Annotated in this window: 21 protein-coding genes; 11 read left to right on the forward strand and 10 right to left on the reverse strand. The window is 60.7% G+C overall.

Translation table 11 applies throughout. The features are described 5' to 3' along the window. Window positions 1-372 precede the first annotated feature (372 nt). Complete coding sequence (gltS, locus tag V6607_RS10775) at window positions 373-1,584, forward strand: sodium/glutamate symporter (protein WP_008438737.1); 1,212 nt, start codon at window positions 373-375, stop codon at window positions 1,582-1,584. A gap of 23 nt (window positions 1,585-1,607) precedes the next feature. Here gltS and V6607_RS10780 read toward each other — a convergent pair whose 3' ends face one another. The 6 genes from V6607_RS10780 to V6607_RS10805 all read right to left on the reverse strand — a co-directional run bounded on the left by V6607_RS10780 (window position 1,608) and on the right by V6607_RS10805 (window position 9,487). Further along, the gene (locus V6607_RS10780; protein WP_008438736.1) at window positions 1,608-2,699 is read right to left on the reverse strand and encodes an alpha/beta fold hydrolase; all 1,092 of its coding nucleotides are present in this window, start codon (window positions 2,697-2,699) and stop codon (window positions 1,608-1,610) included. Between the two features lie 214 nt (window positions 2,700-2,913). After that, window positions 2,914-4,173 carry an FAD-dependent oxidoreductase gene (locus V6607_RS10785; protein WP_134326080.1) on the reverse strand — a complete coding sequence of 420 codons (1,260 nt, stop codon included), beginning with the start codon at window positions 4,171-4,173 and terminating at the stop codon, window positions 2,914-2,916. Between the two features lie 3 nt (window positions 4,174-4,176). Further along, the gene (locus tag V6607_RS10790; protein ID WP_134326081.1) at window positions 4,177-5,748 is read right to left on the reverse strand and encodes an aldehyde dehydrogenase (NADP(+)); all 1,572 of its coding nucleotides are present in this window, start codon (window positions 5,746-5,748) and stop codon (window positions 4,177-4,179) included. 179 nt (window positions 5,749-5,927) lie between these two features. Next, window positions 5,928-6,875, reverse strand: coding sequence for a dihydrodipicolinate synthase family protein (locus V6607_RS10795; RefSeq protein ID WP_102605126.1), 948 nt, complete (start codon window positions 6,873-6,875; stop codon window positions 5,928-5,930). Window positions 6,876-6,913: 38 nt separating this feature from the next. Continuing rightward, window positions 6,914-7,840 carry a 4-hydroxyproline epimerase gene (locus V6607_RS10800; RefSeq protein WP_134326082.1) on the reverse strand — a complete coding sequence of 309 codons (927 nt, stop codon included), beginning with the start codon at window positions 7,838-7,840 and terminating at the stop codon, window positions 6,914-6,916. 30 nt (window positions 7,841-7,870) lie between these two features. Further along, the gene (locus V6607_RS10805; protein ID WP_134326083.1) at window positions 7,871-9,487 is read right to left on the reverse strand and encodes an APC family permease; all 1,617 of its coding nucleotides are present in this window, start codon (window positions 9,485-9,487) and stop codon (window positions 7,871-7,873) included. 211 nt (window positions 9,488-9,698) lie between these two features. Here V6607_RS10805 and V6607_RS10810 point away from each other — a divergent pair, with 211 nt between their 5' ends. Both V6607_RS10810 and V6607_RS10815 read left to right on the forward strand, forming a co-directional pair. Beyond that, entirely contained in the window at window positions 9,699-10,475 is a 777-nt protein-coding gene (locus tag V6607_RS10810) for an AraC family transcriptional regulator (protein ID WP_173883040.1), read from the forward strand. Between the two features lie 157 nt (window positions 10,476-10,632). Next, window positions 10,633-12,324 carry a hypothetical protein gene (locus V6607_RS10815; RefSeq protein ID WP_102605123.1) on the forward strand — a complete coding sequence of 564 codons (1,692 nt, stop codon included), beginning with the start codon at window positions 10,633-10,635 and terminating at the stop codon, window positions 12,322-12,324. A gap of 99 nt (window positions 12,325-12,423) precedes the next feature. Here the strand turns inward: V6607_RS10815 and V6607_RS10820 are convergent, their stop codons facing one another. Then, window positions 12,424-13,710, reverse strand: coding sequence for a citrate:proton symporter (locus tag V6607_RS10820; protein ID WP_134326084.1), 1,287 nt, complete (start codon window positions 13,708-13,710; stop codon window positions 12,424-12,426). Window positions 13,711-13,818: 108 nt separating this feature from the next. Continuing rightward, window positions 13,819-14,745 (reverse strand): SMP-30/gluconolactonase/LRE family protein, encoded by a 927-nt coding sequence (locus V6607_RS10825; RefSeq protein ID WP_003219997.1) that lies wholly within the window; start codon window positions 14,743-14,745, stop codon window positions 13,819-13,821. Between the two features lie 320 nt (window positions 14,746-15,065). Here V6607_RS10825 and V6607_RS10830 point away from each other — a divergent pair, with 320 nt between their 5' ends. From V6607_RS10830 to pcp, 8 genes are all read left to right on the forward strand, one after another. Continuing rightward, window positions 15,066-16,007: a hydroxymethylglutaryl-CoA lyase gene (locus tag V6607_RS10830; protein ID WP_023659009.1), complete on the forward strand. Its 942-nt coding sequence runs from the start codon at window positions 15,066-15,068 to the stop codon at window positions 16,005-16,007. Further along, the gene (locus tag V6607_RS10835; RefSeq protein ID WP_134326085.1) at window positions 16,004-17,203 is read left to right on the forward strand and encodes a CaiB/BaiF CoA-transferase family protein; all 1,200 of its coding nucleotides are present in this window, start codon (window positions 16,004-16,006) and stop codon (window positions 17,201-17,203) included. The genes V6607_RS10830 and V6607_RS10835 overlap by 4 nt, the downstream gene beginning before the upstream one ends. A gap of 47 nt (window positions 17,204-17,250) precedes the next feature. Next, window positions 17,251-18,570, forward strand: a complete 1,320-nt coding sequence (locus V6607_RS10840; protein WP_003219994.1) for an MFS transporter — start codon at window positions 17,251-17,253, stop codon at window positions 18,568-18,570. A gap of 117 nt (window positions 18,571-18,687) precedes the next feature. Then, a complete protein-coding gene (locus tag V6607_RS10845) occupies window positions 18,688-19,452 on the forward strand; it encodes an IclR family transcriptional regulator (protein WP_134326086.1) in 765 nt (254 codons plus the stop codon). A 51-nt stretch (window positions 19,453-19,503) separates the two neighbouring features. Further along, the gene (locus V6607_RS10850) at window positions 19,504-19,929 is read left to right on the forward strand and encodes a GNAT family N-acetyltransferase (protein ID WP_134326087.1); all 426 of its coding nucleotides are present in this window, start codon (window positions 19,504-19,506) and stop codon (window positions 19,927-19,929) included. Between the two features lie 337 nt (window positions 19,930-20,266). Then, complete coding sequence (locus V6607_RS10855; RefSeq protein WP_003219990.1) at window positions 20,267-20,980, forward strand: DUF969 domain-containing protein; 714 nt, start codon at window positions 20,267-20,269, stop codon at window positions 20,978-20,980. Then, window positions 20,977-21,927: a DUF979 domain-containing protein gene (locus V6607_RS10860; RefSeq protein WP_102605117.1), complete on the forward strand. Its 951-nt coding sequence runs from the start codon at window positions 20,977-20,979 to the stop codon at window positions 21,925-21,927. The genes V6607_RS10855 and V6607_RS10860 overlap by 4 nt, the downstream gene beginning before the upstream one ends. A 7-nt stretch (window positions 21,928-21,934) precedes the next feature. Continuing rightward, window positions 21,935-22,582, forward strand: a complete 648-nt coding sequence (gene pcp, locus V6607_RS10865; RefSeq protein ID WP_008438704.1) for a pyroglutamyl-peptidase I — start codon at window positions 21,935-21,937, stop codon at window positions 22,580-22,582. On the opposite strand, the gene V6607_RS10870 is transcribed toward pcp, so the two are convergent. Continuing rightward, on the reverse strand, window positions 22,575-23,987 hold the full coding sequence (locus V6607_RS10870; protein WP_134326088.1) for a heavy metal sensor histidine kinase: 1,413 nt from the start codon (window positions 23,985-23,987) through the stop codon (window positions 22,575-22,577). The genes pcp and V6607_RS10870 overlap by 8 nt on opposite strands. Then, on the reverse strand, window positions 23,984-24,655 hold the full coding sequence (locus V6607_RS10875; protein WP_003219986.1) for a heavy metal response regulator transcription factor: 672 nt from the start codon (window positions 24,653-24,655) through the stop codon (window positions 23,984-23,986). The genes V6607_RS10870 and V6607_RS10875 overlap by 4 nt, the downstream gene beginning before the upstream one ends. Window positions 24,656-24,661: the final 6 nt, after the last annotated feature.

Consider the following 24,661-nt stretch of genomic DNA (forward strand, 5'->3'; position numbering starts at 1 on the left):
TCCGGGGTCACCTTGACATGGTGGGGGTCGTTGGTTCGAGTCCAATCGCGCCTTCCAAACAAAATCCGCTCTGCTGGGCGGTCTAGAAGGGCTCACCGAAAGGTGGGCCCTTTTTTGTTGCCTGCGATTTGCAAGGCTCTCATCTCAGCGCGCCATTCGGCGCCGACCTCCACGCATTTGATCATCTTTCCGTCGCCCCCTCCTGATAGTGCTTCGCAAGTCTTTCGCCTGAACGTCCTGGGGATTCCGTTCGGCAACGTTAGGACTTTTCCGAGGTTAAAGATGGCGTCGTACTACTACTCTTCCTGTGTTGTTCCGAAGGATCGATAGGCCTGCCCCGATTCGTCATAAATAACTACAGAGAGCTGCCCCATGCTTCAACTCGACTTCTATTCAACGCTGGTCGCCGCCTCCCTGGTGCTTTTACTTGGGCGCGGGCTGGTCGCTCGAGTCGGTTTCCTGCGCACTTACAATATTCCGGAGCCGGTGGCCGGCGGTTTAGTGGTGGCGGTGCTGCTCCTGGTCCTGCGTATGCTCGCTGGCATTGAGGTCCGGTTTGATTCGTCGCTGCAGACGCCACTGATGTTGGCTTTCTTTGCCACCATTGGTTTGAATGCGGATTTCGCCAGTCTGAAGAAAGGCGGGCGGGTGCTGGGGATTTTCCTGCTGGTGGTGACGGCGCTCCTGGTGGTCCAGAACGCGATGGGGATTGCGCTGGCCAAGGCGCTGGGGCTCGATCCATTGATGGGGTTGTTGGCGGGCTCCATTACGCTGTCGGGTGGGCACGGGACCGGCGCGGCCTGGGGCGCGGTGTTCAGCGAGAAGTATGGCGTGGCGTCGGCGTCCGAACTGGCCATTGCTTCCGCGACCTTTGGCCTGGTGCTCGGCGGCCTGATTGGCGGCCCGGTCGCTCGCCTGCTGATCAAGCGCGTCCAGACGCCCGCCCTGGCGCCGGTACAACCGCGAGGGCCAAAAGGGTTCGAGCAGCCGAATCAAGAGCGCATGATCACCTCCTTCTCCTTTATCGAGACCCTGGCGCTGCTCGCCATCAGCCTGCAAGTGGGCACGTTCCTCAGCGGTTTTATCCAGGGCACGGCCTTTGAGCTGCCGACGTTTGTGTGTGTCTTGTTTGTCGGTGTGGTGTTGCGTAATGGCCTGTCGGCGCTGGGCTGGCACCAGGTATTCGAGCGCGAAGTCTCGGTGCTAGGGAATGTCAGCCTGTCGTTGTTTCTGGCGATTGCATTGATGTCGCTCAAGCTCTGGGACCTCGCCGCGCTGGCCCTGCCGATTTTCATCCTGCTGGCTGCGCAGGCGTTGATGATGGCGCTGTTTGCGATTTTCGTGACGTTCCGGGTGATGGGGAGCAACTATGACGCGGCGGTCCTGGCGGCGGGGCACTGCGGTTTCGGGCTCGGTGCCACGCCAACTGCCATTGCGAACATGCAGGCGGTGACCCAGCGTTTCGGGCCATCGCAGATTGCATTTCTGGTGGTGCCGATGGTGGGCGCCTTTTTCATCGATATCACCAATGCGATCGTGATCAAGTTGTACCTGGCGCTGCCGTTCCTGGGCGTCGCGGGATAAACGCGGTTTACCGGATTTGCCGTTTAATGACTCGCCAGGTCCTGCTTGCCCAGGACCTCGTCAATCACCCCAAGCTGCCAGGTGAAATACGGATTGAACGTCAACCGCGCGTGCATCTTGCCCGGCTCACGGTAGCCCCAGTCCGAATACCACACGTCGGCCCCTTGTTCGCAGGCGCGGGTTGCGTCGTCCGTCTGGCCGTTCCAGCAAAACCGCAGGCTGCCCTGTTCGCCATACAGAGCGTTGTCGGGTGAGAACAGCAACCCCATGTGGGAGAACTGGCTGATCCGCAACTCCGGCAGGTAGTCGGTACGCGCTTTTACACGGCGAGTATCCCAGGCGCTCTCTGGCAATGCGCCGTACCAGGCGAGGCGGCTATGGGGGTTGCTGAAGCGTTGCTGGAAGGTCTCCAGCACGTAGTGCGTATCGAGTACTGAGTCGTGGGCTGCGACGGCAATGAATACCGGCTTGTCATAGGGGCGCCGCTCCAGGTCCTGGCGGGCTAGCCGGCTGCTGCGGTAGAACTGGGCAAAACCGTTGGTGGGCACTGTCATGTAGCGCACCAGGCTCTGTTGTGGCCGGCTGGCGTCTGGCGCCAGCAGCCAGGGGCGCGCCCAACTGATCAGGGGTGTCAGCCAGTCGTAGGTCATGCTGGACTGGAACGCGGGAGAGAACAGCAGCAGCCCCGCGACGTCGTCGTGTTTGTAGGCGTAGTCGAGTACCAGGTTGGCGCCGGTGGAAAAGCCGCCGAGGTAGATTTCTCCTACCTCTGCGCGAAGGATCGCAGCCTGTTCGTCCACCACCCGGCGCCAGTCTTCCATGCGTACCTGCAGCATGTCGGCCGGTTGCGTGCCGTGGCCGGGCAGCAGCACGGTCCTGACCAGGAAGCCGCGGGCGGCCAGTGCGCTGCCGATATCGTGGAAAGACCAGGGTGAGTCACCCAGGCCATGCACGAGAATGATCCCGCGCTTGGGGGCACCCGCCGGGCGCCATTCCTGCGGGGCGTTCCAGTTGAGTTCGGCATCCTTGTCGGTGCCCTGGAAGTCACGATGGTCCCGCAGCCATTGCAAGGTAGCGGCGCGATACGCTTCGAATGATTTCTGGCCAAGCGGCATGCCCGGTTCTGCCAGGGCTGTCGTGCAGAGCAATAGGGCGAGCATGCCGCAAGCAACGCTTCGGAGCGTTCTGCGCATCGATGGACGGGGCTGCATACAGGTGTGGTTGTTCAAGGCAGGTTCTCAACGGAGCGTAACCGTAAGGTCATGCACGATAATGACCTGCCTTGTATCGCCGAAAGTGCGAAACAGTAGCAAGACGTTTCCGATGATCTCAGAAACGATCCAGCCGGTAGGGCTCAAGCGCCGGCAGCCCGTTGGACGCGGCCGCAGGCGATGCCAGCCGTGCAATCAACTCCGCCGTCACCGCAGCCTGCGTCAGGCCCAGATGCTGATGCCCAAAGGCAAGCAGCACCTTGCCCTTGCACACCTTGTCGATAATCGGCAGCGAGTCCGGCAGGGAAGGGCGAAACCCCATCCACGGCGTCGCGTCCTCGGTACTCAAGTCACGACGAAACAGCCCCTGGCTCAGTCGATGCAACTGCCACGCGCGTTCCATGTTCGGTGGGCGATCAAGGCCGGCGAACTCCACGGTACCTGCCAGCCGCAATCCGCCGTCCATGGGCGTCATGATGAACTTGCGCTCCAATGACGTGACCGCAAACGGCAACCGTCCATGCTCATGGGGCAACATCAGGTGATAGCCGCGCTCTGTATCCAGCGGGACCTTTTTGCCAGTCAGTGCGCCGGTCAGGCTGGCTGAGTGCGCACCGCATGCGATCAACACCTGGCACGCGGCCACGATGCCTTGGTCGGTCCGCAATGAAACACCGTGCTCGTCCAGCTTCCCGCCCACGACCTGACGCTTGAGAAATTGCACCCCGCTGGCTTTGGCCGCCTCCATCAGCTCGCAAACCACCCCATAGGGATCGAGAAAATGCCCGGTGCGTGGAAAAAACAACCCGCCCTGAATCCCTTTGCTGAGTTGTGGCGCCGCGTCCTGCACCACGCTCGCGTGCCAGTGGTCCACCGGCACTTCCTGCTGACTCATGCGTGCCTGCAATGCATCAATGGCCTGTCGCGACTCGGCGCGCTCGAAGACCAGCAACGAGCCGTCTTCGCGCATCAGGTGCGGGCGCTCGATGCTGCCCAGCAGCCGGTGCCAGGCGCCCAGGCTGCCTTCATTGAGCGCGCGGATCCCGGCGACGGTGCGCTGGAAGGGCGCCGGGCGCAGGTTCAGCAGCAGCCGGGTAAACCACGGCAGTGCACGCGGCAGGTATTTCCAGTCCAGGCGCAGCGGGCCCATCGGGTCCATGAGCATGGCGGGCAAACGCGTCAGGATCGACGCATCCGCGATGGGGAACACTTGCTCGGTCGCCAGGTGGCCGGCATTGCCGAACGAGGCGCCGTGGCCAGGTTCCTGCTGATCGATGATGACCACCCGCCGGCCCTGGCGCGCCAGTTGCAGCGCGCAGGCGACGCCGATGATGCCGGCGCCCACTACGGCGACGTCTGGCATGACGTTATCGGACATGTTCTAGGCTTCCCTCTGACCGTCGAGCAAGCGCCGCAGCAGCAATGGGTTGCCGTGTTGCAGGGCCGTCGGCAGCAAGCTATCCGGGAAATCCTGGTAGCACACCGGCCGCAGGAATCGCAGGATCGCGGCGGTGCCCACCGAGGTGGTGCGTGAGTCCGAGGTGGCCGGGAATGGTCCTCCGTGCACCATCGCATCACACACTTCAACGCCGGTCGGCCAGCCGTTGACCAGAAGGCGGCCGGCCTTGCGTTCCAGGGTCGGCAGCAGCGCGCGGGCAGTTGCCAGGTCGTCGTCATCCAGATGCAGTGTGGCGGTCAGTTGGCCCTCCAGGTGTTCGCTGACCCGGCGGACCTCATCGACGTTGGCACATTGCACGATCAATGACGCGGCGCCGAATATCTCGGCTTGCAGGCTGTGATTGGCGAGAAAGTCCCGGGCCTGGGTCACGAACAAATGGGCCTGTCCCTGGTTCGGCCCTTCTGCCGGCAGACCGGTACCTGCGAACTGAGCATGCCGGGTCAGGGCGCTGACGCCGTCTTCGTAAGCCTTGAAGATCCCCGGTGTCAGCATGGTCTGGGCAGTGCTGTGTTGAAGCAGGTTGGCAGCCGTGCCGACGAAGTGGTCCAGCGCTTGCCCTGCAACGGCAATCACCAGCCCGGGGTTGGTGCAGAACTGGCCGGCACCCTGGGTCAGGGACGCGACAAAACCTCGTGCCAATGCTTCACCGCGTGCGCTCAACGCAGCGGGAAACAGGTAGACCGGATTGATCGAACTCATCTCTGCATACACCGGGATCGGCTCGGGGCGCGCCTGGGCCGCCTGGCACAAGGCAATACCGCCGCTGCGCGAGCCGGTGAAACCCACGGCCTTGATGCGCGGATCGCACACCAGCGCGATACCGACCTCGCGGCCCGAGCCATACAACAGCGAAAACACACCCTCAGGCAGGCCACATTGCTGAACGGCCCGGGCCACCGCGCGGCCCACCAGTTCGCTGGTGCCAGGATGCGCGCCGTGTGCCTTCACGATCACCGGGCAACCGGCCGCCAGTGCCGACGCTGTATCACCGCCCGCCACCGAGAATGCCAGCGGAAAATTGCTCGCGCCGAACACGGCCACCGGCCCCAGCGGTACGTGGCGTTGACGCAGGTCCGAGCGAGGCAGCGGCTGGCGGTCCGGTTGTGCAGTATCCACCCGCACATCCAGCCATTCACCCGCGCGCACGGTGCGGGCAAAGGTGCGCAATTGCTGGCAGGTGCGCCCGCGTTCGCCCTGGATGCGTGGGCGGGGCAGGCCGGTCTCGGCCATCGCCCGTTCAATCAGTTCATCGCCCAGGGCTTCGATTTCGTTGGCGATGGTTTCAAGGAATTCGGCGCGAGCCGCCAACGGCGTTTCGCGATAGTTATCGAAGGCGCTCCAGGCCAACGCACAGGCGTGTTCGACATGTTCGGCGGTGCCGCCGGCGTAGGCGGGTTCCAACGCAAGGTTGGTGGCAGGATTGATCGCCCGGATGGCCTCGCGGCTGCCTGGAATGGAGTGCTGACCAATCAGCATGGTGCCCGTCAGAGTCATGGCGTAGTCCTGGAAAGTAAAGATGGGCTTGGCGAAGAGAATCCACTGTGGGAGCTGTCGAGCCCCAGCGAGGCTGCGATGCAGGCGCTGCGGTCTGGCAGGTACACCGCAGTGATCCCATCGCAGCCTCGCCGGAGCTCGACAGCTCCCACATTTGATCTTTGCTGCCTTGAATAGTGTTAAACGACGTTCTGCTCGGCCGACCAGTTGGCGTACCACTGGCGGAACAGCGCGTACTGGTTCTCTGCATAACGACGCTGGGCATCGCTGAGGGCATCGGTGTCGTTGAAGTGCAGGGTGTATTCCTTGTCGCCGTTGAGCACCATCAGATGTTTGTAGAACAGCACCAGATCGCAGCCTTCGTCGAAGGACGACAGCACCGCCAGCGCCGACTCCAACTCCCGCGCCTGGCGACGTGCAGTGGCGTCGCCCTTGGCGGCTTTCTTGCTCAAGGCCACCAGTTGCAGGACTTCCCGTGGCAGTGCATTGCCGATGCCGGTGATTGCGCCGGTGGCGTTGCAGTTGACGAAGCCGTGCACCACTTGGGTATCCACGCCGACCATCAAGGTCACGTCATCGTCCTTGGAGGTGATGTGTTCGGCCGCGTAGCGCAGGTCTGCAGCACCGCCGAATTCCTTGAAGCCGATCAGGTTCGGGTACTCGCGACGCAGTTCGAAGAACAGGTCGGCGCGGGTGGCGAAGCCGTAGTAAGGGCTGTTGTAGATCACCGCCGGCAGGTTTGGCGCCGCCTTGAGGATGGCTGCAAAGTGATCCTTTTGCGCCGTCGCCGATGCGCCACGGGACAGCACCCGCGGGATGACCATCAAACCATGGGCGCCGACCTTCGCCGCATGCGCTGCATGGGCCACGGCTTCACGGCTGTTGACCGCGCCGGTGCCGACGATGGTCGGCACACCGGCGGCCACCAGGCGCGCCACGCCTTCCTGGCGCTCGGCCTCGGTCAGCAACGGCCAGTCGCCCATGGAGCCGCAGTACACCACCGCGCTCATGCCGATATCGATCAGTTCGCGGCCCTTGGCGACCAGTGCGTCAAAGTCCGGTTTGCGCTGGGCGGTGCACGGCGTCATCAATGCAGGGATGCAACCGGTGAAGATAGTGGTATTCATTGTTTCAGCTCCAGTTTGATTGAAGGGGCGGGGGCGGTTCAGATGCCCCACGCGAAGGGGTCCTGTTCGTCGATCAGCAAGGTGCTGTCGGCGGTCATGTAGGCGCGGCCGGTGATGGAAGGGCGCACACGTTCGCCCTCCCATTCATAGCTGCCTTCGAATTGGCTGCCGGTGATGCTGGCTTGTATCCACGGCTCACCGGCGGCGAGTTTCCCGTCGGCCGCCAGGCATGCGAGCTTGGCGCTGGTGCCGGTGCCGCAGGGCGAGCGGTCGTAGGCCTTGCCTGGGCACATGACAAAGTTGCGGCTGTCGGCCTGGGGGTCGTCGGCGAACAGTTCGATATGGTCGATCAGGGCACCGTCTTCGCCGTGGATGCCCTGGGCTTCGAGGGCCTTGAGCATTGTCCAGGTGTAGTCGGTCAGTGCTTCGACGTTGTTCATTTCCAGCGCTTGGCCATGATCGGAAACCAGGAAGAACCAATTGCCGCCCCAGGCGATATCGCCGTAGACCAAGCCATGTCCAGGCACTTGCACCGAGACATGCTGGCGATAGCGATAGGCGGGCACATTGCGCAACGTGACCGCGCCGTTGGCGTGCAACGTGGCGCTGACCGGGCCGACCGGCGTGTCGATCTTGTGCACCCCCGGCGCGATCTGCCCCAGGTGATGCAGCGAGGCAACCAGGCCGATGGTGCCGTGGCCGCACATGCCGAGGTAGCCGGCGTTATTGAAGAAAATCACGCCGCAGGTGGCATCGGCCGAGACCGGCGCGCAATACAGCGCGCCCACCAGTACATCGTTGCCACGGGGCTCCAGCAGGCACGCCCTGCGCCATTGGTCATGCCGGGTGCGCAGGTCGTCGAGCTTGTCGACCATGGTCTCGCCGGCCAGCGTGGGAAACCCCGTCATCACCAGGCGCGTGGGTTCGCCGCCGGTGTGGGAATCAATGATGTGCACTCGTTTCATAGAACAATCCATCCAGTGGTTGGCTGAGGCTCAGGAAGCAAGCTGCACTCGGCCGATGTCGGGCTCAGGGGCTTCGCTTTCGTCGTCTTCGGTTTCCAGGCGAACCAGGTGCGCCGGCACGCCGGTGGCCGCGCCCCAGTAATAAATCCCCAGCGCGCAAGCGGCGACGACCACGGTGTCGAACGGGTGGCTGAGGATGCCCAGGCCACCGAAGCTGCCGAGCTTCGACAGGATGATGGTCACGGCGTAGAAGCCGATCAGCCAGGCGGAGGAGCGAACCTGGCGGCCCAGGCTCAGGTGCAGGGTCGGCACAAAGCGCCCGCACAGCAGGTACACCACGAACATCAGGATTTGCAGGCCGAGCAGCCACGACACGGTGCTCCAGCCGGACCAGTAGACGATCAGCGCGGCGATGATGAACGACAGCGGGCCGAGCAGGCCCATCCACTTGACCCGGAACGGGCGCGGCAGGTCAGGCGCATTGCGGCGCAGGGCGGCCACGGATACCGGCGCCACGGCGTAGCTCAACACCAGCGCGGCGGACACCACGTTGATCAGCGCCTCCCACGACGGGAAGGGCAGCGTCCAGAACACCGACAGGCCAAAGGTCAGCCACAGCGCCGGGCGCGGGATGCCGGACTTTTCGTCGATGCGGGTGAAGATCTTGAAGAAGGTTCCGGTTTGCGCCCAGCCGTAGATCACCCGTGGCGTGGCGTTCATGTAGATATTGCCGCAGCCGCTGGGGGAGATCACGGCGTCGGCGACCACCAGGTACGCCAGCCAGCCCACGCCCAGGGCGAGCGCGATGTCGCGGTACGGCAGGGCCAGTTCCTTGGCGACGCCGGCCCAGCCGTTGGCGAGCATTTCGGTGGGGATGCCGCCGAGGAAAGCGGTCTGCAACAGCACGTAGATTGCAGTGGAGAGCAGCACCGACAGGATCAGTGCAATTGGAATGGTGCGTTGCGGGTTCTTCACTTCGCTGGCCACCGAGATGATCGGCGTCAGACCCAGGTAGGCGAAAATCACCCCGCCGGCAGACACGGCCATTTCAATCCCCGACAGGCCGAACGGCGCGAAGCCCTGGGCGTGGAAATTCTCCGGCTTGAAAAAGGTGAACAGCACGCCGATCACCAGCAGCGGCACGATGAACTTGAACACGCTGACCAGGTTATTGGCCATGGCGAAGGTCTTCACGCTGCGGTAGTTGAGGGCGAAAAACAGCGAGAGCAGCGCAAACTGCACGAACCAGCCGAGGACGGTGGGGTTGCTGGAACCCGCCTGCGTCAACTCGGGAAACCACGCCGCAGCGTATTGGCGCGAGGCGACCACTTCAATTGCCACCAGGCTTGAAAACGCGATCAGCGTGATAAAGCCCATCAGGTAGCCCAGCAGCGGGCCGTGGGAATAGACCGGGTAGCGCACCACGCCGCCGGCGCGGGGCAATGCCGCCCCCAGTTCGCAGTACACAATGCCCAGCAGCAACACGGCGAAGCCGCCCAGCAACCAGGAAAAAATCCCCGCCGGCCCGGCGATGGCGGAGACGTGACTGGCCGCGAACAGCCAGCCCGAACCGAAGATCGCTCCCAGTCCGATAAAGGTGAGGTCGATCAATGAAAGCTGTTTCTTGAACTTGCCTTGGGCTGACATGGCGGCGCCTTCTTGTGGGTTATTGGATAGGCATGCAGTGGCCATACAGTGAACCCATCAACGGCGCCGCGATTGATGTTTTGCGCAGGCTGCGATGACGAAATCAGCACAATTGCGAGTGCTCGACAGGGCCACCGCCATGCGGCAATCTGCTCGCCAGGCACCGCCCGCCGGGCGCCTGGCCTGTCCGTAAAATGCAGGAGAGAGCGTCATGATGCAGAGCGCGTTCGCGACCCTATGCCAAGGGAGCGAGTCGAATCGTCCACAGACCATCGAAGAATTACTGGCCGGCGTGGGGTTGCTGTTGCCGATGCTGGACGTGATTCCCAATGCCGCGATCTTTATCAAGGACGTGCAGGCGCGCTACGTATTGGCCAACCGCACCCTGGTGCAGCGGTGCGGCTTGAAGGACTTGCAACCGCTGTTGGGAAAAACCAGCGCCGAGGTATTTCCCGCGCAGTTGGGGCCCGGCTATACCGAGCAGGATCGGCGGGTGCTGGAGCAGGGATTTGTCCTCGAAGACCAGTTGGAACTGCACCTCTACGGTACCCGCGAGCCGGGTTGGTGCCTGACCCACAAATGGCCGCTGTACAGCCGCGACGCTGCAATCATCGGCCTGGCGGGCATCTCGGTCGACCTGCAAACCGCCAGCGAAACCCACCCGGCCTATCAACGGCTGGCGGCGGTGGACGAGCACATCCGGGCGCATTTCAATCGGCGGGTCACGTTGGGTGAGTTGACGCGGATTGCCGGGATTTCCGTGGCGCAGCTGGAGCGCTACTGCAAGCGCGTGTTCCACCTTACACCGCGCCAGATGATCCAGAAGGTACGCCTGGAACATGCGCACCGGCTGCTGCATACCGAGCTGCCGATCACTGAGGTGGCGTTGCAGTGTGGGTATACCGATCACAGTGCGTTTACCCGGCAGTTCAAGGCGTTGACCGGGTTTACGCCGCGCCAGTATCGGCAGGCGACCGGTATGTACTGATGTCTAATGGCCATTATTTGGCTACAATACAATCTGCATCGTGTGATATTCGCGCAGAGGAATGGCAGCAAAACAATGCATTCCATTTATGGTGTAACTGTGGCGATCCAGTTATTAGCAAGCTCCATGGTGAATAATGTTTTAAGGGATTAGTGTAATGTCGGATGGATATGTTTTTTGTGATAAGTTGTTTAACGCGTTAGAGCCGCAGCAGTTATATGCTCCAAATACATTTTTTGCTTGTTATAATGAGCGTGGGCTCTATCATTCAGCTCAGTTTGTCTTAAGGCTCAGCCCAGTTGTGCATGGGCTGGTTGATAGCATTACGAGCAAGACAGAGGGGCAAGAGATAACATATGAAGAGATATCCGCCTATGCTACGTTTATTCATGAGAATGTTCATTGGTGGCAGCATGTTGGGTCAACGGTAGGGTTGATTCTTAGTCTTGGGTACCCCGCGCAAACACATGAAAGTATAAAGTCTTTACTTCATTTGGCAAAGTCCAGAGAAGTCAGTAAATCAATAAGGTCATGGTCTGAGCGAGGGTTTACGCCCGGCAATGGTCTGGATGATGATATTAAGCATGCAAACATTGTCATTAATAATGCTAAAGATTTTGAATTTTTCAGGGCGCTTGTTATTCAGCCTGAAAATATAAGGGAGATACTCGGAGATCCTTATTTCTTATCGGTTGACCACTCTTTTTCTATGGCCTATCAGTTGGTGGTTGGCTTGTTGAAGGCGACCTTCGATCCCGAAGGCAATTATTTGCCAGGAATAGATAGTTGGAATGAGGGTTTTACCGAACTGGCCAATGAGAAGTCAGGGGAAGTGAACCGGGAGAAAACCGTCGCACTATATCAGATAACTGGCCTGGACATTCTTGAAGGTCAGGCTAGGTTAATTCAACTTCAGTTTTTATGTTTGAGCCATGCATCGAGTCCGACCTTTGGTGAAGCAGCTCAAGATGGATACCTTAAGGGGGTGTATGGCAAGGCATTTGAATACTTTCTCAGCAAGGTTGGATGTGAGTGCCCAGTTTCAGTTGAGGATCCGCTGATCGCAATATTTCTTCTGATTTGTGATATATCACTAAATTCAGGGGTGGGGCTGCCTTTTGAAATAGTCGATTTTGATAGATTTATATATGATGCTGATCCGAAGTATCGATTTGTAATGTTGTGCGGTGCTGCGGCTTTTGAATTGGAGTCGTTAAGTGAGATTATAATGGGGTACACTCGTGAAGAGTATATAGAGGCTGCCCGTGTGTTAACGTCGTTGTGTGATTATAATCACCCGCTGGAAATATCAGAGCAGATAGCGGATTGGGCGTTGACGCAGGAGAATATTGTGCAGCTTCTGTCCGAACGGGAGGAGTTTAAGTTTGCAAGGGAAAATATGCTGGTGAGAGTTGTTTTTTCGAGTTTTGTAGCGTTCAATGTTGATAAGTTTAAGGAACCTCAGTTTTTTTGCTGGGCTGGCTACCACCTGGCTAAAAGCAGTGATAGAGAGAAGGATAAGCAGTTGTGGCTGAAAAATTTATCACTGTTCACAGATAAAGAAGACGATAATGGGATATTTGTTAGAGACTTTCCCGGGAAAAGTCCCGAAATTATACATGAGACGTATAGTCAGTTTTACGCTTCTTGCATAACCTATGATATGACTAGGCAGTGGACGTTTTCTGATCGTCCGTTTAATTATGACTATTCATGGTTGACTGAGCAGCACGCGCCCGCTGATATGAAGAAGGAAGTTAAGCGGATTTTCAAGGAGCTTTATGGCATAGGTCCCGATGATATAAAGTGTAATTATGTTGGAAAAGACTCAAGTAGCAGTAGCTTGTAGATAGGGATACGTTACGGCGGGCTATCGCCCGCACTCACTTTTTGGACTTAACAAGCATCGACTCTGCCGCAGGACTGTCCCGCCCGCGACAGTCGTTCCTCAGTTGACGACGGTGATCGCGCCTATCGCAATCGCCGCCAGCAACATCACCATCACCGTGCCCACGGTCCATTTCAGCGAGACGCGCTGGTTGTCGCCGTAGTCGATGTCCAGCAGGCCGCACAGCAGGTACGTCGAGGCCACCAACGGGCTGAGCAAGTGCACCGGCTGACCGATCAGCGAGGCAATCGCCATTTCCTTCGCATCAATTCCGTAGTGGGCAGCGGTCTGTGCCCAGATGGGCAGTACGCCGAAATAGAATGCATCGTTGGACAGCACATAGGTGAACGGCATGCTCAGCAGCGCGGTGATCACCGACAGGTAAGGCCCGGACTGTTGCGGCAGCAGCGCGATCAGGTTGTCGGAGATCGCCTTGACCATGCCGGTGCCGCCCATGATCCCGACAAAAATCCCCGCGGCAAAGATCAGCAAGGTCACCGCCATCACGTTGTCGGCATGCCGCGCGATGACTTCCTTTTGCTGCTTGATGGACGGGAAGTTGACCAGGCAGGCCAGGCCGAAGGCGATCATGAACAGGATCGGCAAGGGCATCAGGCTGATCATCATGCAGGTGATCAGGGCGATGGTCAGCACCACGTTGAACAGAAAGCGCGGATCGCCCAGGCGGATGTGCGCATAGCCCTTGAGCACTTCTTCCTCGCTGATGCTCACTTTGCCCAGGCGGCGGAACTCCATGCGCCCCAGCCACCAGGCGGCGAACAACACCCACACTGCACCGGCCAGCATGATCGGTACCATGCTCACGAACAGCTCGGTGATGTCCACATGCATCGCACTGGCCGCCCGGGAAAACGGCCCACCCCACGGCAGGATATTCATCACGCCAATCGACATCAGCAGCACGGTGGCCATGACTTGCAGGCGGATGCCGGTCAGCCGGTACAGCGGCAAAAACGCAGCGGTCGCAATGATGTAAGTGGTGGCGCCGTCGCCATCCAGGCCTACACACAGGCCAAGTACGGCGGTACCGACCACGATCTTGCGCGGGTCGCCCTTGACCAGGCGCAGGATCACTTTGATCAGCGGGTTGAACAGGCCTGCGTCGGTCATCAGGCAGAAATACAGGATCGCGAACGTCAGCATGATGCCGGTGGGGGCGAGCATCTTCAGGCCGTCGTACATCATGCCGCCCAGTAGCGGGGCGAAGCCGGCCAGGCAGCCGAAGACGATCGGTACCAGCAGCAGCGCCACCAGCGGTGACAGGCGCTTGCTCATGATCAGGTACATGAAGCAGACGATCATGGCGTAGCTCAGGAATATCAACATGGGTGTGCCTTCTTGTTGGTCTTATAGGGCGCAGGCAAGTGACTGCCGGCTTTTTTCAGGGCGAACAAAGTCCCTGCGTGCTGCGCGCAGCGTTCAGTGCCGGTGGATTCAGCGGTGGGAAAACATCGGTTGGCCGGCGTGCTCCAGGTCGGCGACCAGGATCGAGCCGGTCGACGAATCGGTGATGAACAGTTGCCGGTTGCCCTCGCCGCCGAACGCCAGGTTGGTCAGGGTGCGGCCCTCGGTGCAGCTGCGGATGCGATAGAGCGGTACGGCGTGGGGATCGAATACCCAGACGCAGGCATTGCCGGCATCGCACACGTAGAGGTTGCCGAGCGCGTCGAGGGCCATGCCGTCGGCGCCACTCACGCCGCCCGCCAGTGCGGTGAAGATCCCGACTTTGCTTGTGCCGCCGTCGCGCTGGATCGGCAGGCGCCACACCGCGTTGCCCCGGGTCATGGCGACGAACAGCGCGTTTTGCGCCAGGTCCATGACCAGGCCGTTGGGGCTCGGGCCGTTGTTGATCAGGCAGGTGAGCGTCTGATTTTCCAGGTCGTAGGCGAATACACGACCGGTGGGATCCTGTTGGCCGGTCTGCCCCTGGTCGGTGAAGTAGAGCTTGCCGCCAGCGTCGAAGAACAGGTCGTTCACACCCTTGAAGCCTTCGCTGCGGTGGTGAGTCAGAAACGGTGTGATGACGCCACTGGCAGGGTCCAGGGTCAGGATGCCGTGCTTGTAGTCGGCAATGAAAATACGCCCGTCGCGATGGATCTTCAGGCCGTTGGGCCAGCCGTCGTATTGCACCACCAGGGTCCAGTTGCCGTGCGGGTCGATGCGAAAGATCCGGCCGTAGGGAATGTCCGTGACATAGAGATTGCCCTGCACATCGAAGGACGGTCCTTCGAGGAAGCTTTTCACTCGCTGGCCGGGTTTGTTGGCGTGCACCCACTCGGAGTCTCCGTCCTTGCAGAAAACCTGCGGCAATGTGCTGAAGACGCGAGTGGGCAAATCACGAGGCGGGGCATACAGGCTCACAGGATCAACTCCTACGGAACGGGCAAGGCACCTCTGAAAAGGAGGTAAGCCTTGTCTCATTATTGTTTTGTTCTGCTGAATAGAACGATGTACTTTCTAATAGAACAAATGTCGAGGTTATTTCTTGGGCTGTCAACCCTGTCTTTTGCCATATCAGATCAATGCAATGGATTGGCTTGCCCGTTGATCAACCAAATATAAGTAAAAAGCGCTGGGCGCTTTTCGGACGTTGACAGTGAAAATTAACGCGCTCATTATTTATTTCAGAACATCGTTCTGTCAGATAGAACAAGTATGAATTGACCTTTAAAGGCCTGGTGATGACCCCTAATAAAAACATCGACATTCTGATCAGCGAGGTAGGCCCGCGTGATGGCCTGCAAAGCGTCGCCGCGACGATGCCTACCGCGCTGAAATTGCAGTGGCTAACGGCTTTGGCCGACGCCGGCCTCAAGGAAATCGAGATAGGCTCATTCGTCTCCCCCAAGCTGCTGCCGCAGATGGCCGATGCGGCGCACTTAGTGGTGCATATGCGTCAACGCCGGGACGTGTTTGTCACGGCGCTGGTGCCGAACCTCAAGGGCGCCCAGGCCGCTTTCGACGCCGGCGTGCAGAAAATCACCCTGCCGATCTCCGTCAGCGAGCCGCATTCCTTGGCCAATATCCGCAAGACTCATCAACAGGTGTTCGAGGAGGTTCGCCAGGTCATTGCCCTGCGCAACGAACACTTCCCGAAGGTGCAAGTGGAGGCTGGGTTGTCGACGGTATTCGGTTGCACGATCCAGGGCGAAGTGCCTGAGGACGATGTGATTCGCATGGCGCTGCGCATGGCCGAGCTGGGCGTGGATGAGGTAGGGCTGGCGGACACCGTCGGCTATGCCAACCCGGCTCAGGTGCGCCGGGCGTTTATCCGCTTGCACAGCGAAATCGGCGCCAAGGCTGGCAGTGCCCATTTCCATAACACCCGCGGCCAGGGGCTGGCGAATGTGCTGGCGGCGCTCGATGTGGGGGTCACCACGTTCGATGCCTCACAGGGCGGGATTGGCGGCTGCCCATATGCGCCGGGCGCGTCGGGCAACATCGTGACCGAAGACCTGGTTTACCTGCTCGAATCCATGGGCCTGCGTACCGGCGTCGATATCGACAAGCTGGTGGCGGCACGTGAATGGCTGCAAAAAGGCCTGCCAGGCGAGCCGCTCTACGGGTTCATTCCGGATGCCGGCGTGGGCAAGAACTTCCACTACGCAGGGGCTGTACGATGAACACGCAGAATCACAAGATCCAGGCGCTGCCATTGGCGGGCATCCGCGTGGTCGAGTTTGTGCACATGGTCATGGGCCCGACCTGCGGGCTGGTGCTGGCCGATCTTGGTGCCGAAGTGATCAAGGTCGAACCGACGCCGGCTGGCGACAACACCCGGCGGTTGACCGGTTCGGGCGCCGGCTACTGGATGACCTACAACCGCAACAAGAAAAGCTTCGCCGTCGACATCAAGACCGAGGAAGGGATGGCGGCGGTGCGCAAGCTGATCGAAAGCGCCGACGTGGTCACCGAAAACTTTCGTCCAGGCGCCATGGAAAAACTCGGCCTGGGCTTTGAGCAGGTCAAGGCGATCAAGCCCGACGTTATCTACAGCTCCATGAAAGGCTTTTTGCCGGGCCCTTACGAACACCGCACTGCACTGGATGAGGTGGTGCAGATGATGTCCGGGCTCGCGTACATGACCGGCCCCGAAGGCCGCCCGCTACGCGCTGGTGCTTCGGTGAATGACGTGATGGGCGGGATGTTCAGCGCCATCTCGATCCTGGCCGCACTGTGGCAACGCAAGGCGACCGGGGAGGGCCAGTTTGTGCAGACCGGCCTGTTCGAGAACTCCGCGTTCCTGGTCGGCCAGCACATGATGCAGATGGCGACCACCGGCCAGCCGGCAGCGCCGATGCCCAGCCGTCTTTCAGCGTGGGCGATCTATGACGTGTTCAACGCCCGGGATGACGAGCAGGTGTTCATGGGCGTGGTGAGTGACAGCCAATGGCTGAGCTTCTGCCAGGCGTTTGGTTTTGAACAACTGGGCAGCGACCCCGAACTGGCGCGCAACACCCAGCGTGTGCATGCCCGTTCGCGAATCCTGCCGCTGGTGCGGGAGCGGCTGGCCACGCTGCCCAAGCAGCAAATCATGGACATGTGCGAGCAGGCCGGCTTGCCGTTCTCGCCGATCCAGCGGCCTCAGGATCTGTTTGACGATGTGCACCTGAATGCCTCCGGCGGCCTGGCGCACCTGACGCTGGATAACGGCGAGGAAGTGAAGGTGCCGATGCTGCCGTTTGAAATGAATGGCCGGCGTTTCGATACGCGCCTGAACGTGCCACAACTGGGCAGCCATTCGCAGGCGTTGCTTGAAGAGCTGGGTTATGCCGCCAGGGATGTCGACGCCTTGCGCGCTCGTGGCGTGGTCCGCTAGGTCCTTTTGTCGCCATTCCAATAACAATAATGTCGAGGAAACCCGTCATGGCAATTGTCACGACACCTGCATCAGGCGCCCCAGCCATCACCGCCGTGGTGCTGGATGCAGAGCAAACCCGCGTCCTGCACAAGGCCGCCTGGCGTCTGATCCCGCTGCTCGCCCTGGCTTACTTTTTCAACTACCTGGACCGCACCAGCGTTGGCTACGCCGCCTTGCAAATGACCGAACAGCTGGGTTTGACCGCCACGCAATTCGGCCTGGGTGCGGGGATTATGTTCGTTGGCTACTGCCTGTGTGAGGTGCCGAGCAACCTGGCGATGTACCGCTTTGGCGCCCGGCGGTGGATGGCGCGCATCATGATTACCTGGGGGATTGCGGCGGCTGCCACCGCCTGGGTCGTCGGCCCCTACAGCTTCTACGCCATGCGCCTGGTGCTGGGTGTGGCCGAGGCCGGGTTCTTTCCCGGCGTGATCTTTTTCCTGACCCTGTGGTTTCCTGCGCAGTACCGCACGCGGGTGCTGGCATGGTTTACCGCGGCCACGCCGATTTCGTTCCTGGTGGGCGGCCCGCTGTCGGTGTGGCTCCTGCAAATGCACGGCATCTGGGGTTTGGCAGGCTGGCAATGGATGTTTCTGATCGAGGGCGTCCCGGCGTGCATCCTCGGGCTGATCACGTTGAAAGTGCTGACCAACCAGCCTTCCGAAGCCAAATGGCTGTCGGCACAGGAACGTGCCGTGCTCACCGGCTTGCTGGCTGAAGAGCAAAGCCAGGGCCAGCACCGCCACGGCTTCAAGGCTGCCCTGAAAGACCCTCGGGTGTGGATCCTCAGCTCGATTACCTTCAGTTTTACCCTGGGCTCCTACGGCATTGGAATCTGGCTGCCGCAGATGCTCAAGGCCCACGGTGTCGAGATCAGCATGATTGGCTGGGTGGCGGCGATTCCCTACTTTTTTGCAACCATCGGCCTGTTGGTTTGGGCGAAACACGTGGACCGCACCGGCAAGGGGATTTTCAACCTGACCGTGGCCATGCTGCTGGCTGGCCTGGCGCTATTGGTCGCCTTGCAGATGGACACATTGGTGGCCGCCCTGGCCGGGATCACCCTGGCGCTGGTGGGGACGATTGCCGGCAAGACCATTTTCTACACCTTGCCGGGCAAGTTCCTGCGTGGCCAGGCCGCTGCCGGTGGTATTGCGCTGATTAACTCGATTGGTGCCTTTGGCGGTTTTGTCGGGCCATACCTGATGGGCTTTCTCAAGGACTACACCGGCTCGTTCACGGCGGGCCTGATGGTGATGGGGTGCATCATGTTCGTCGCGGCCGCGATGGTTATGTCGCTGCGGCTTTTCCTGCGGGAAGCATAATGCGGTGGCTGCACCCCGGCGCAAAAGGGTATGTTACGGCGACTGAAAGTGTCTGGCGCGACCGGGACGGCAATGATGCCGCCGCTTGCGCCGGCGATGAATACCCAATGAGTGGCCATGAGTACCGAACCCAACAACAGTCTTGCTGATCAAGCCGGCAGTCCGGAAGGCGGCGTTGCTGCAGTCGATCGCGCGTTTTCCATTCTCGCGGCCTTCAATATCGACCAGGAGAGCTTGAGCCTGGCGGAGATCGCCCGGCGCACCGGCTTGTATAAAAGCACCATCCTGCGCCTGATCACCTCGCTGGAAAAAGCCGGGTTTGCGCGGCGCTTGAGTGACGGCCAATACGCCGTCGGGCCTGAACCTCTGCGCCTGTCCCAGCTATATCAAGCCTCGTTCCGCTTGCGGGATGTGATCCTGCCGCTGCTGGAATCCATCACCGAAGAGAGCGGCGAGACCTCGTCTTTTTACGTCTATGAAAACGGCAGCCGGGTGGTGTTGTTCCGTGTCGAGCCCAAGCGCGCGGTGCGGGTCTCGGTGCTGGAAGGCGCGCGGTTCCCGCTGCATGCCGGGGCTTCCGGCAAGGTCCTGCGCGCGTTCTCACGCCAGGGTGACGCCACACTGACTCAGGAGCGTGAACGCTGCTGGGCCTGCTCGTTCGGTGAACGCGACCCGGAAACCACCGCCGTCTCCGTCCCCGTATTTGCAATGGGCGGTGAGCTCAAGGGCGCGTTGACGCTGTCGGGCCCCTCCGACCGATTGCTGAAAGAACACATCCCCCACGCCGCATCGATCCTGCTGCGCAACGCGGCGATCGCCACCAGCGCGTTGGGCGGCAACAACACCGAGTTGCGAGCGGCCCTGGAAAAACTCAATCCTTGAAGGGGTGGTGTTTTTGTGGGGTGATCTGGAATTCAACACAGGACGATCAAGATGGACGTGGCAATGGAACTGTCGTTTGAGGTGACGGAGCAAGAGCGCCAGGCCATCCTCCAGCCGCTGCGGACGTACAACATCAGCCAATGCGGCGAGAACCCGTTCGAAACGTTCGGGTTGTTGTTGCGCGATCCCGTGAGCCAGGAAGTGGTAGGCGGCCTCTACGGGAAAATCTCCTATGGCTGGATGTTCGTTGAACTCTTGAGCGTGCCGGAATCGCTGCGCACCCAAGGCATGGGCTCGCGGCTGATGCTCGCGGCTGAGGAGCTGGCACGGGAGAAAGGGTGTGCGGGGATCTGGCTGGACACCTTCAGCTTCCAGGCGCCCGGGTTCTACCGGAAGCTGGGTTTCAGCGAGTTCGGGCATATTGCCGAGTACCCGCCAGGACACACGCGCCACTTTTTCCAGAAGCACCTGGGCTGAGGGCTAGCGGGTCACCGACCGCCACGTGACCAAGCCGTCCAGCCCTTTATCGGACTTCAAGTACCTGAGCACGTTCTGCGCCTGGGCCTTCTCTTCAAACGGGCCGACAAATGCCCTCTGACGCTTCAAACACCCACAAACTTTATTGGATTGCAGCAACAATTTTTCTTGTTGGACACCTCCCTCCCCAAGCAGCAAAGATGCGGCCACTGACGCTCGACCTTCCAGGTCAACAATAAAAAATCGAGCCGGGCTGCACGCCGTTTTCTTGCAGTGAACCCTTTGTTCACTACCTGCTTTACTGGCGCCGCAGCGCGCACTTAAGGACCTCACCACCATGCAAACTGTTGTGAACCTATGGCCGCTGATTGGCGTACTCGTCATCGTGGTCGGCTTTGTGTTGCGCTTCAATCCGCTGCTGGTCGTCACGGCGGCAGCGATTGCCACCGGGTTTGCCGCCCACTTTCCACTGGAAAAGATCCTCGCCACCATGGGCGACGGCTTTCTCCAGACTCGCGCCTTGCAATTGATCCTGTTGTTGCCCCTGGCTGTCATCGGCTTGCTGGAGCGCCATGGCTTGCGCCTGCATGCGCAAAACTGGATCGCGCGCTTTGAGCGGGCCACGGTTGGGCGCTTGCTGATCATCTATCTGTTTGTGCGTGAATCCACAGCGGCCATGGGCCTGACGAGCCTGGGCGGGCACCCGCAGATGGTGCGCCCGTTGCTGGCGCCGATGGCGGAAGGTGCGGCGGAAAAACGCTATGGCAAACTCCCCGACAAGCTTCGCCACAAGGTCCTGGCCATGTGTGCCGCGACCGACAACGTCGGGCTGTTTTTTGGCGAGGATATCTTCGTCGCCTTTGGTGCGATTGCGTTGATGCACACCTTCCTGTTGGGTTCGGGGATTGATGTCGAGCCTCTGCACATTGCGGTCTGGGGCATCCCGACGGCGATCTGCGCCTTCATCATTCACGCCATCCGCTTGCACCGCTTTGACCGAATGCTGACCCGAGAGCTGTTGCCGGCCAACACAGCGGAGGCGGCGCAATGATCATTTCCATTCAATACCTGTACTGGCTGGCCGGCGTTCTGCTGGTGATCACCGCCGGGATGATCCTGATGGATCGCACCCACCCCAGGCGCTGGTCGAGTTCGTTGTTCTGGCTGCTGTTTGCCATTCCGTTCCTGGTGGGGGAGCGCCTGCCCTCGGTGGTGGTCGGCGTGGGCGTGGTGGTGATGGCACTCATCGCGGGCCTGGGCGGTGTAGGCCGCGGCGCGCATGCCCAGTTGCATGACAAGGCCGCACGGGCCAGCGCTGGTCGCCTGGGGCATAAATTGTTTATCCCGGCATTGGCCATTCCGTTGACCACGGTGATCGGCTCGGTATTGCTCAAACACACCGAGATCGGCGGCGTGCCGCTGCTGGACCCGAAGAACACCACCTTTGTTTCCCTGGGTATCGGCTGCCTGATTGCACTGGCGCTGGCCTGCTGGCTGACGCGGGACACCCCGGTGCAAGCCCTTCGCGAATCCCGGCGCCTCACCGAAGCGCTGGGCTGGGCGATGGTGCTGCCGCAGATGCTGGCGATGCTCGGGCTGTTGTTCAACGAAGCGGGCGTGGGCACAGCGGTGGCGCACATCACCACCACCTATATCAACCTGGATTACAAGCTGGTAGCGGTGATGGTGTATGTGTTGGGCATGGCACTGTTTACCGTGATCATGGGCAATGGCTTTGCCGCCTTCCCGGTGATGACCGGCGGCGTTGGCGTACCGGTGCTGGTAGGCATCTACGGCGGCAACCCGGCGGTGATGGCTGCCATCGGCATGTTCTCCGGTTACTGCGGTACGCTGATGACACCCATGGCGGCCAACTTCAATATTGTCCCGGCAGCGTTGCTGGAGCTGCCGGATAAAAACGCGGTCATCAAGGCACAGATGCCGACCGCGTTGATGATGCTGGTGGTCAATATTGTCCTGCTCTACCTGCTGATGTGAGGCTGTAATGCGCACTGTATTGCTGACGGGTTTCGAACCGTTTGACCAAGACCTTGTCAACCCGTCCTGGGAGGCGGTACGCCTGTTGGAGGGTGTGCAGCTGGGCGCTGATGTGCGGATTGTCGCGCGGCAGTTACCCTGTGCCTTTGCCACGGCGGGCGAGCGCCTGGCTCAGCTGTTGGCCGAACACCGCCCGCAGATGGTCATTGCTGTCGGGCTGGGCCCCGGGCGCAGTGATATTTCCATCGAGCGGGTCGCGATCAACCTCAACGACGCGCGGATCCCGGACAACCTGGGTGAGCAACCTGTCGACACGGAAGTGCTGCCCGGCGGCCCTGCGGCCTACTTCGGCACCTTGCCGAGCAAGGCCATGGTAAGGGCCGTGCGCGAGGCCGGCATTGGGGCCAGCGTGTCGCAAACCGCCGGCACTTTCGTGTGCAACCAGGTGTTCTATCTGTTGCAGCACGCGCTCGCCGGGTCAGGGGTACGCAGCGGTTTCATCCATGTGCCGTGGCTGCCCGAGCAGGTGGTGGGCCGAATACCCGAGCCGGCCTCGATGGCGTTGCCGATGCAGGTCGAGGGCTTGCGGATTGCGCTGCTGACGGCCTGGAATACCCTGGTGGATATCACTGAAACGGGTGGGCAAGTCAGCTGAGGTTTTCGGCTTCGCGTCCCGGGAAAAACAACGCGAAGCAGGTCACACCGTTCTCGCTGCTCACGCTGTATCGGCCGTTATGCAACTGCATGATGGTCGCGACAATCGACAGCCCCAATCCATTGGAATGCGCCGAACGCTCCCGTGATTCATCCACGCGATAAAACCGCTCGAACAACCTGGGCAAGTGCTCCGCCGGGATGGTCGCGCCGTGGTTGGTCACCGTCAGGTTGATGCCTTCGGCGCAGGGTGTGGCCTGGATCAGCAGTTCAGAGGCGGGCGCACCATATTTGATGGCGTTGGCGCACAGGTTGGCCAGGGCACGGCGCAGCAGCATCGGCTCGGCCCAGATCACACCGGCGCCCTGGGCGAGGATGCTGATGTCGACATCGCCCGCCAGGCCTTCGAAGTAGTCGGCCATGCGTTCCACTTCATCGGCCGCGTCCAGTTCCTGGCGCTGGCGCAGTGCACTGGCCGGGTCGGTGCGGGCCAGGAACAGCATGTTGTCGAGCATGCGCGCCAGGCGTTCGAGTTCTTCGACGTTGGAGGCCAGCAGTTGCTGGTAGGCCTCGATGCTACGGTGTTGCTGCAGCGCCACCTGGGTTTCCCCGAGCAAGTTATTGATCGGCGTGCGCAGTTCGTGGGCCATGTCGGTGGAGACCTGGCCCAGTTGCACAAAACCCTTGGCCAGGCGTTCGAGCATGGTGTTGAACGAATCAATCATCGGCAGCAGTTCTTTGGGGGCGCCTTGGCTGTCGAGGCGCGCGGCGAGGTTGCCGACGCCGATGCCCTGGGCATGCACGGCCAGGCGCCGCAATGGCAGCAGGCCGCGATGCACCATCAGGTAACCGACCACCGCCAGTACCAATGCCGCGATGCTGGCGAGGATATAGACACTCAGCCGGTAGCTGGCGAGCACTGCGGTGCGCTCGGTCATCAACCGCCCGGTAGTGACTTGCAGGCTGCCCAGGTCGCCTGAATCGATGGTGGCGGCGAGGGTGGAGAAGGGGACGCCATTGACGCCGGGTAAATGCTGCACGTCGGCGAATTCCAGGGCGTGGTCCCGGGGCACCGGTGCAACGTCGGGCATGTCGATGTTGCCGGGGTTCACTTCCAGCAGCGGTTTCTGCCCGGGTGCGGCGATGCTCAGCACCGATTCGCGGTTGCCCAGCATATTCTGGAACAGTTCGGGCTTGGTCTTGATCAGGTCCAGGGTGTTGCTGTCGTTCAGCAGGTTGCGCAGTTGGTCGACGCGGTAGATCAGCGCAGCGTCGTCACGGTGGATCAGTTCGCGCTCAAGGTCGCGGTACAGCGCCACGCCGAGGGTCGCCAGCAGGGCGAACGCCAGCAGGGCGAAGATCAGCGCCAGGCGCAGCGTCAGGGAGTAATGCCGGGGCTTGCTCATGGTTGCGTATCGAAGCGATAGCCGATGCCGCGCACGCTATGGATCAGCTTGAGCTGGAACGGGTCGTCGATTTTCAGGCGCAGGCGGCGCACGGCCACGTCGACCACATTGGTGTCGCTGTCGAAGTTCATGTCCCACACCCTTGAGGCAATCAGCGAGCGCGAGAGTACCTGGTCCTGATGGGTGGCGAACAAGTGCAACAAGGCGAACTCCTTGTTGGTCAGGGTGATGCGCACGCCGCCACGGCTGACGCGGCGCTTGAGCACGTCGATCTGCAGGTCGGCGATCTGCAAGTGTTCTTCTTCACGGCTTGGCCCGCGCCGGGTCAGGGTGCGCAGGCGCGCCACCAGTTCGGCGAAGGAAAACGGCTTGATCAGGTAATCGTCGGCGCCCAGTTCCAGGCCCTTGATGCGGTCGGCAATATCGTCCCGGGCGGTCAGGAACAGCACCGGCGTGTCGGCTTCCTTGCGCAGGCGACGCAGCACTTCCCAGCCGTCCATCTTCGGCATCATCACGTCCAGCACGATCACGTCGAACGGGGTTTCCAGGGCCTGGTGCAAACCGTCCACGCCATCGCGGGCAAGGCTCACGGAGTAACCCAGTTCCTGCAGGCCGTTAAGCAGGTAGTTGCCCGCCTTGGGCTCGTCTTCGACTACGAGGATATTCATGGGATT

The sequence above is a fragment of the Pseudomonas sp. KK18 genome (assembly GCF_037094675.1).
Lineage (GTDB): Bacteria > Pseudomonadota > Gammaproteobacteria > Pseudomonadales > Pseudomonadaceae > Aquipseudomonas.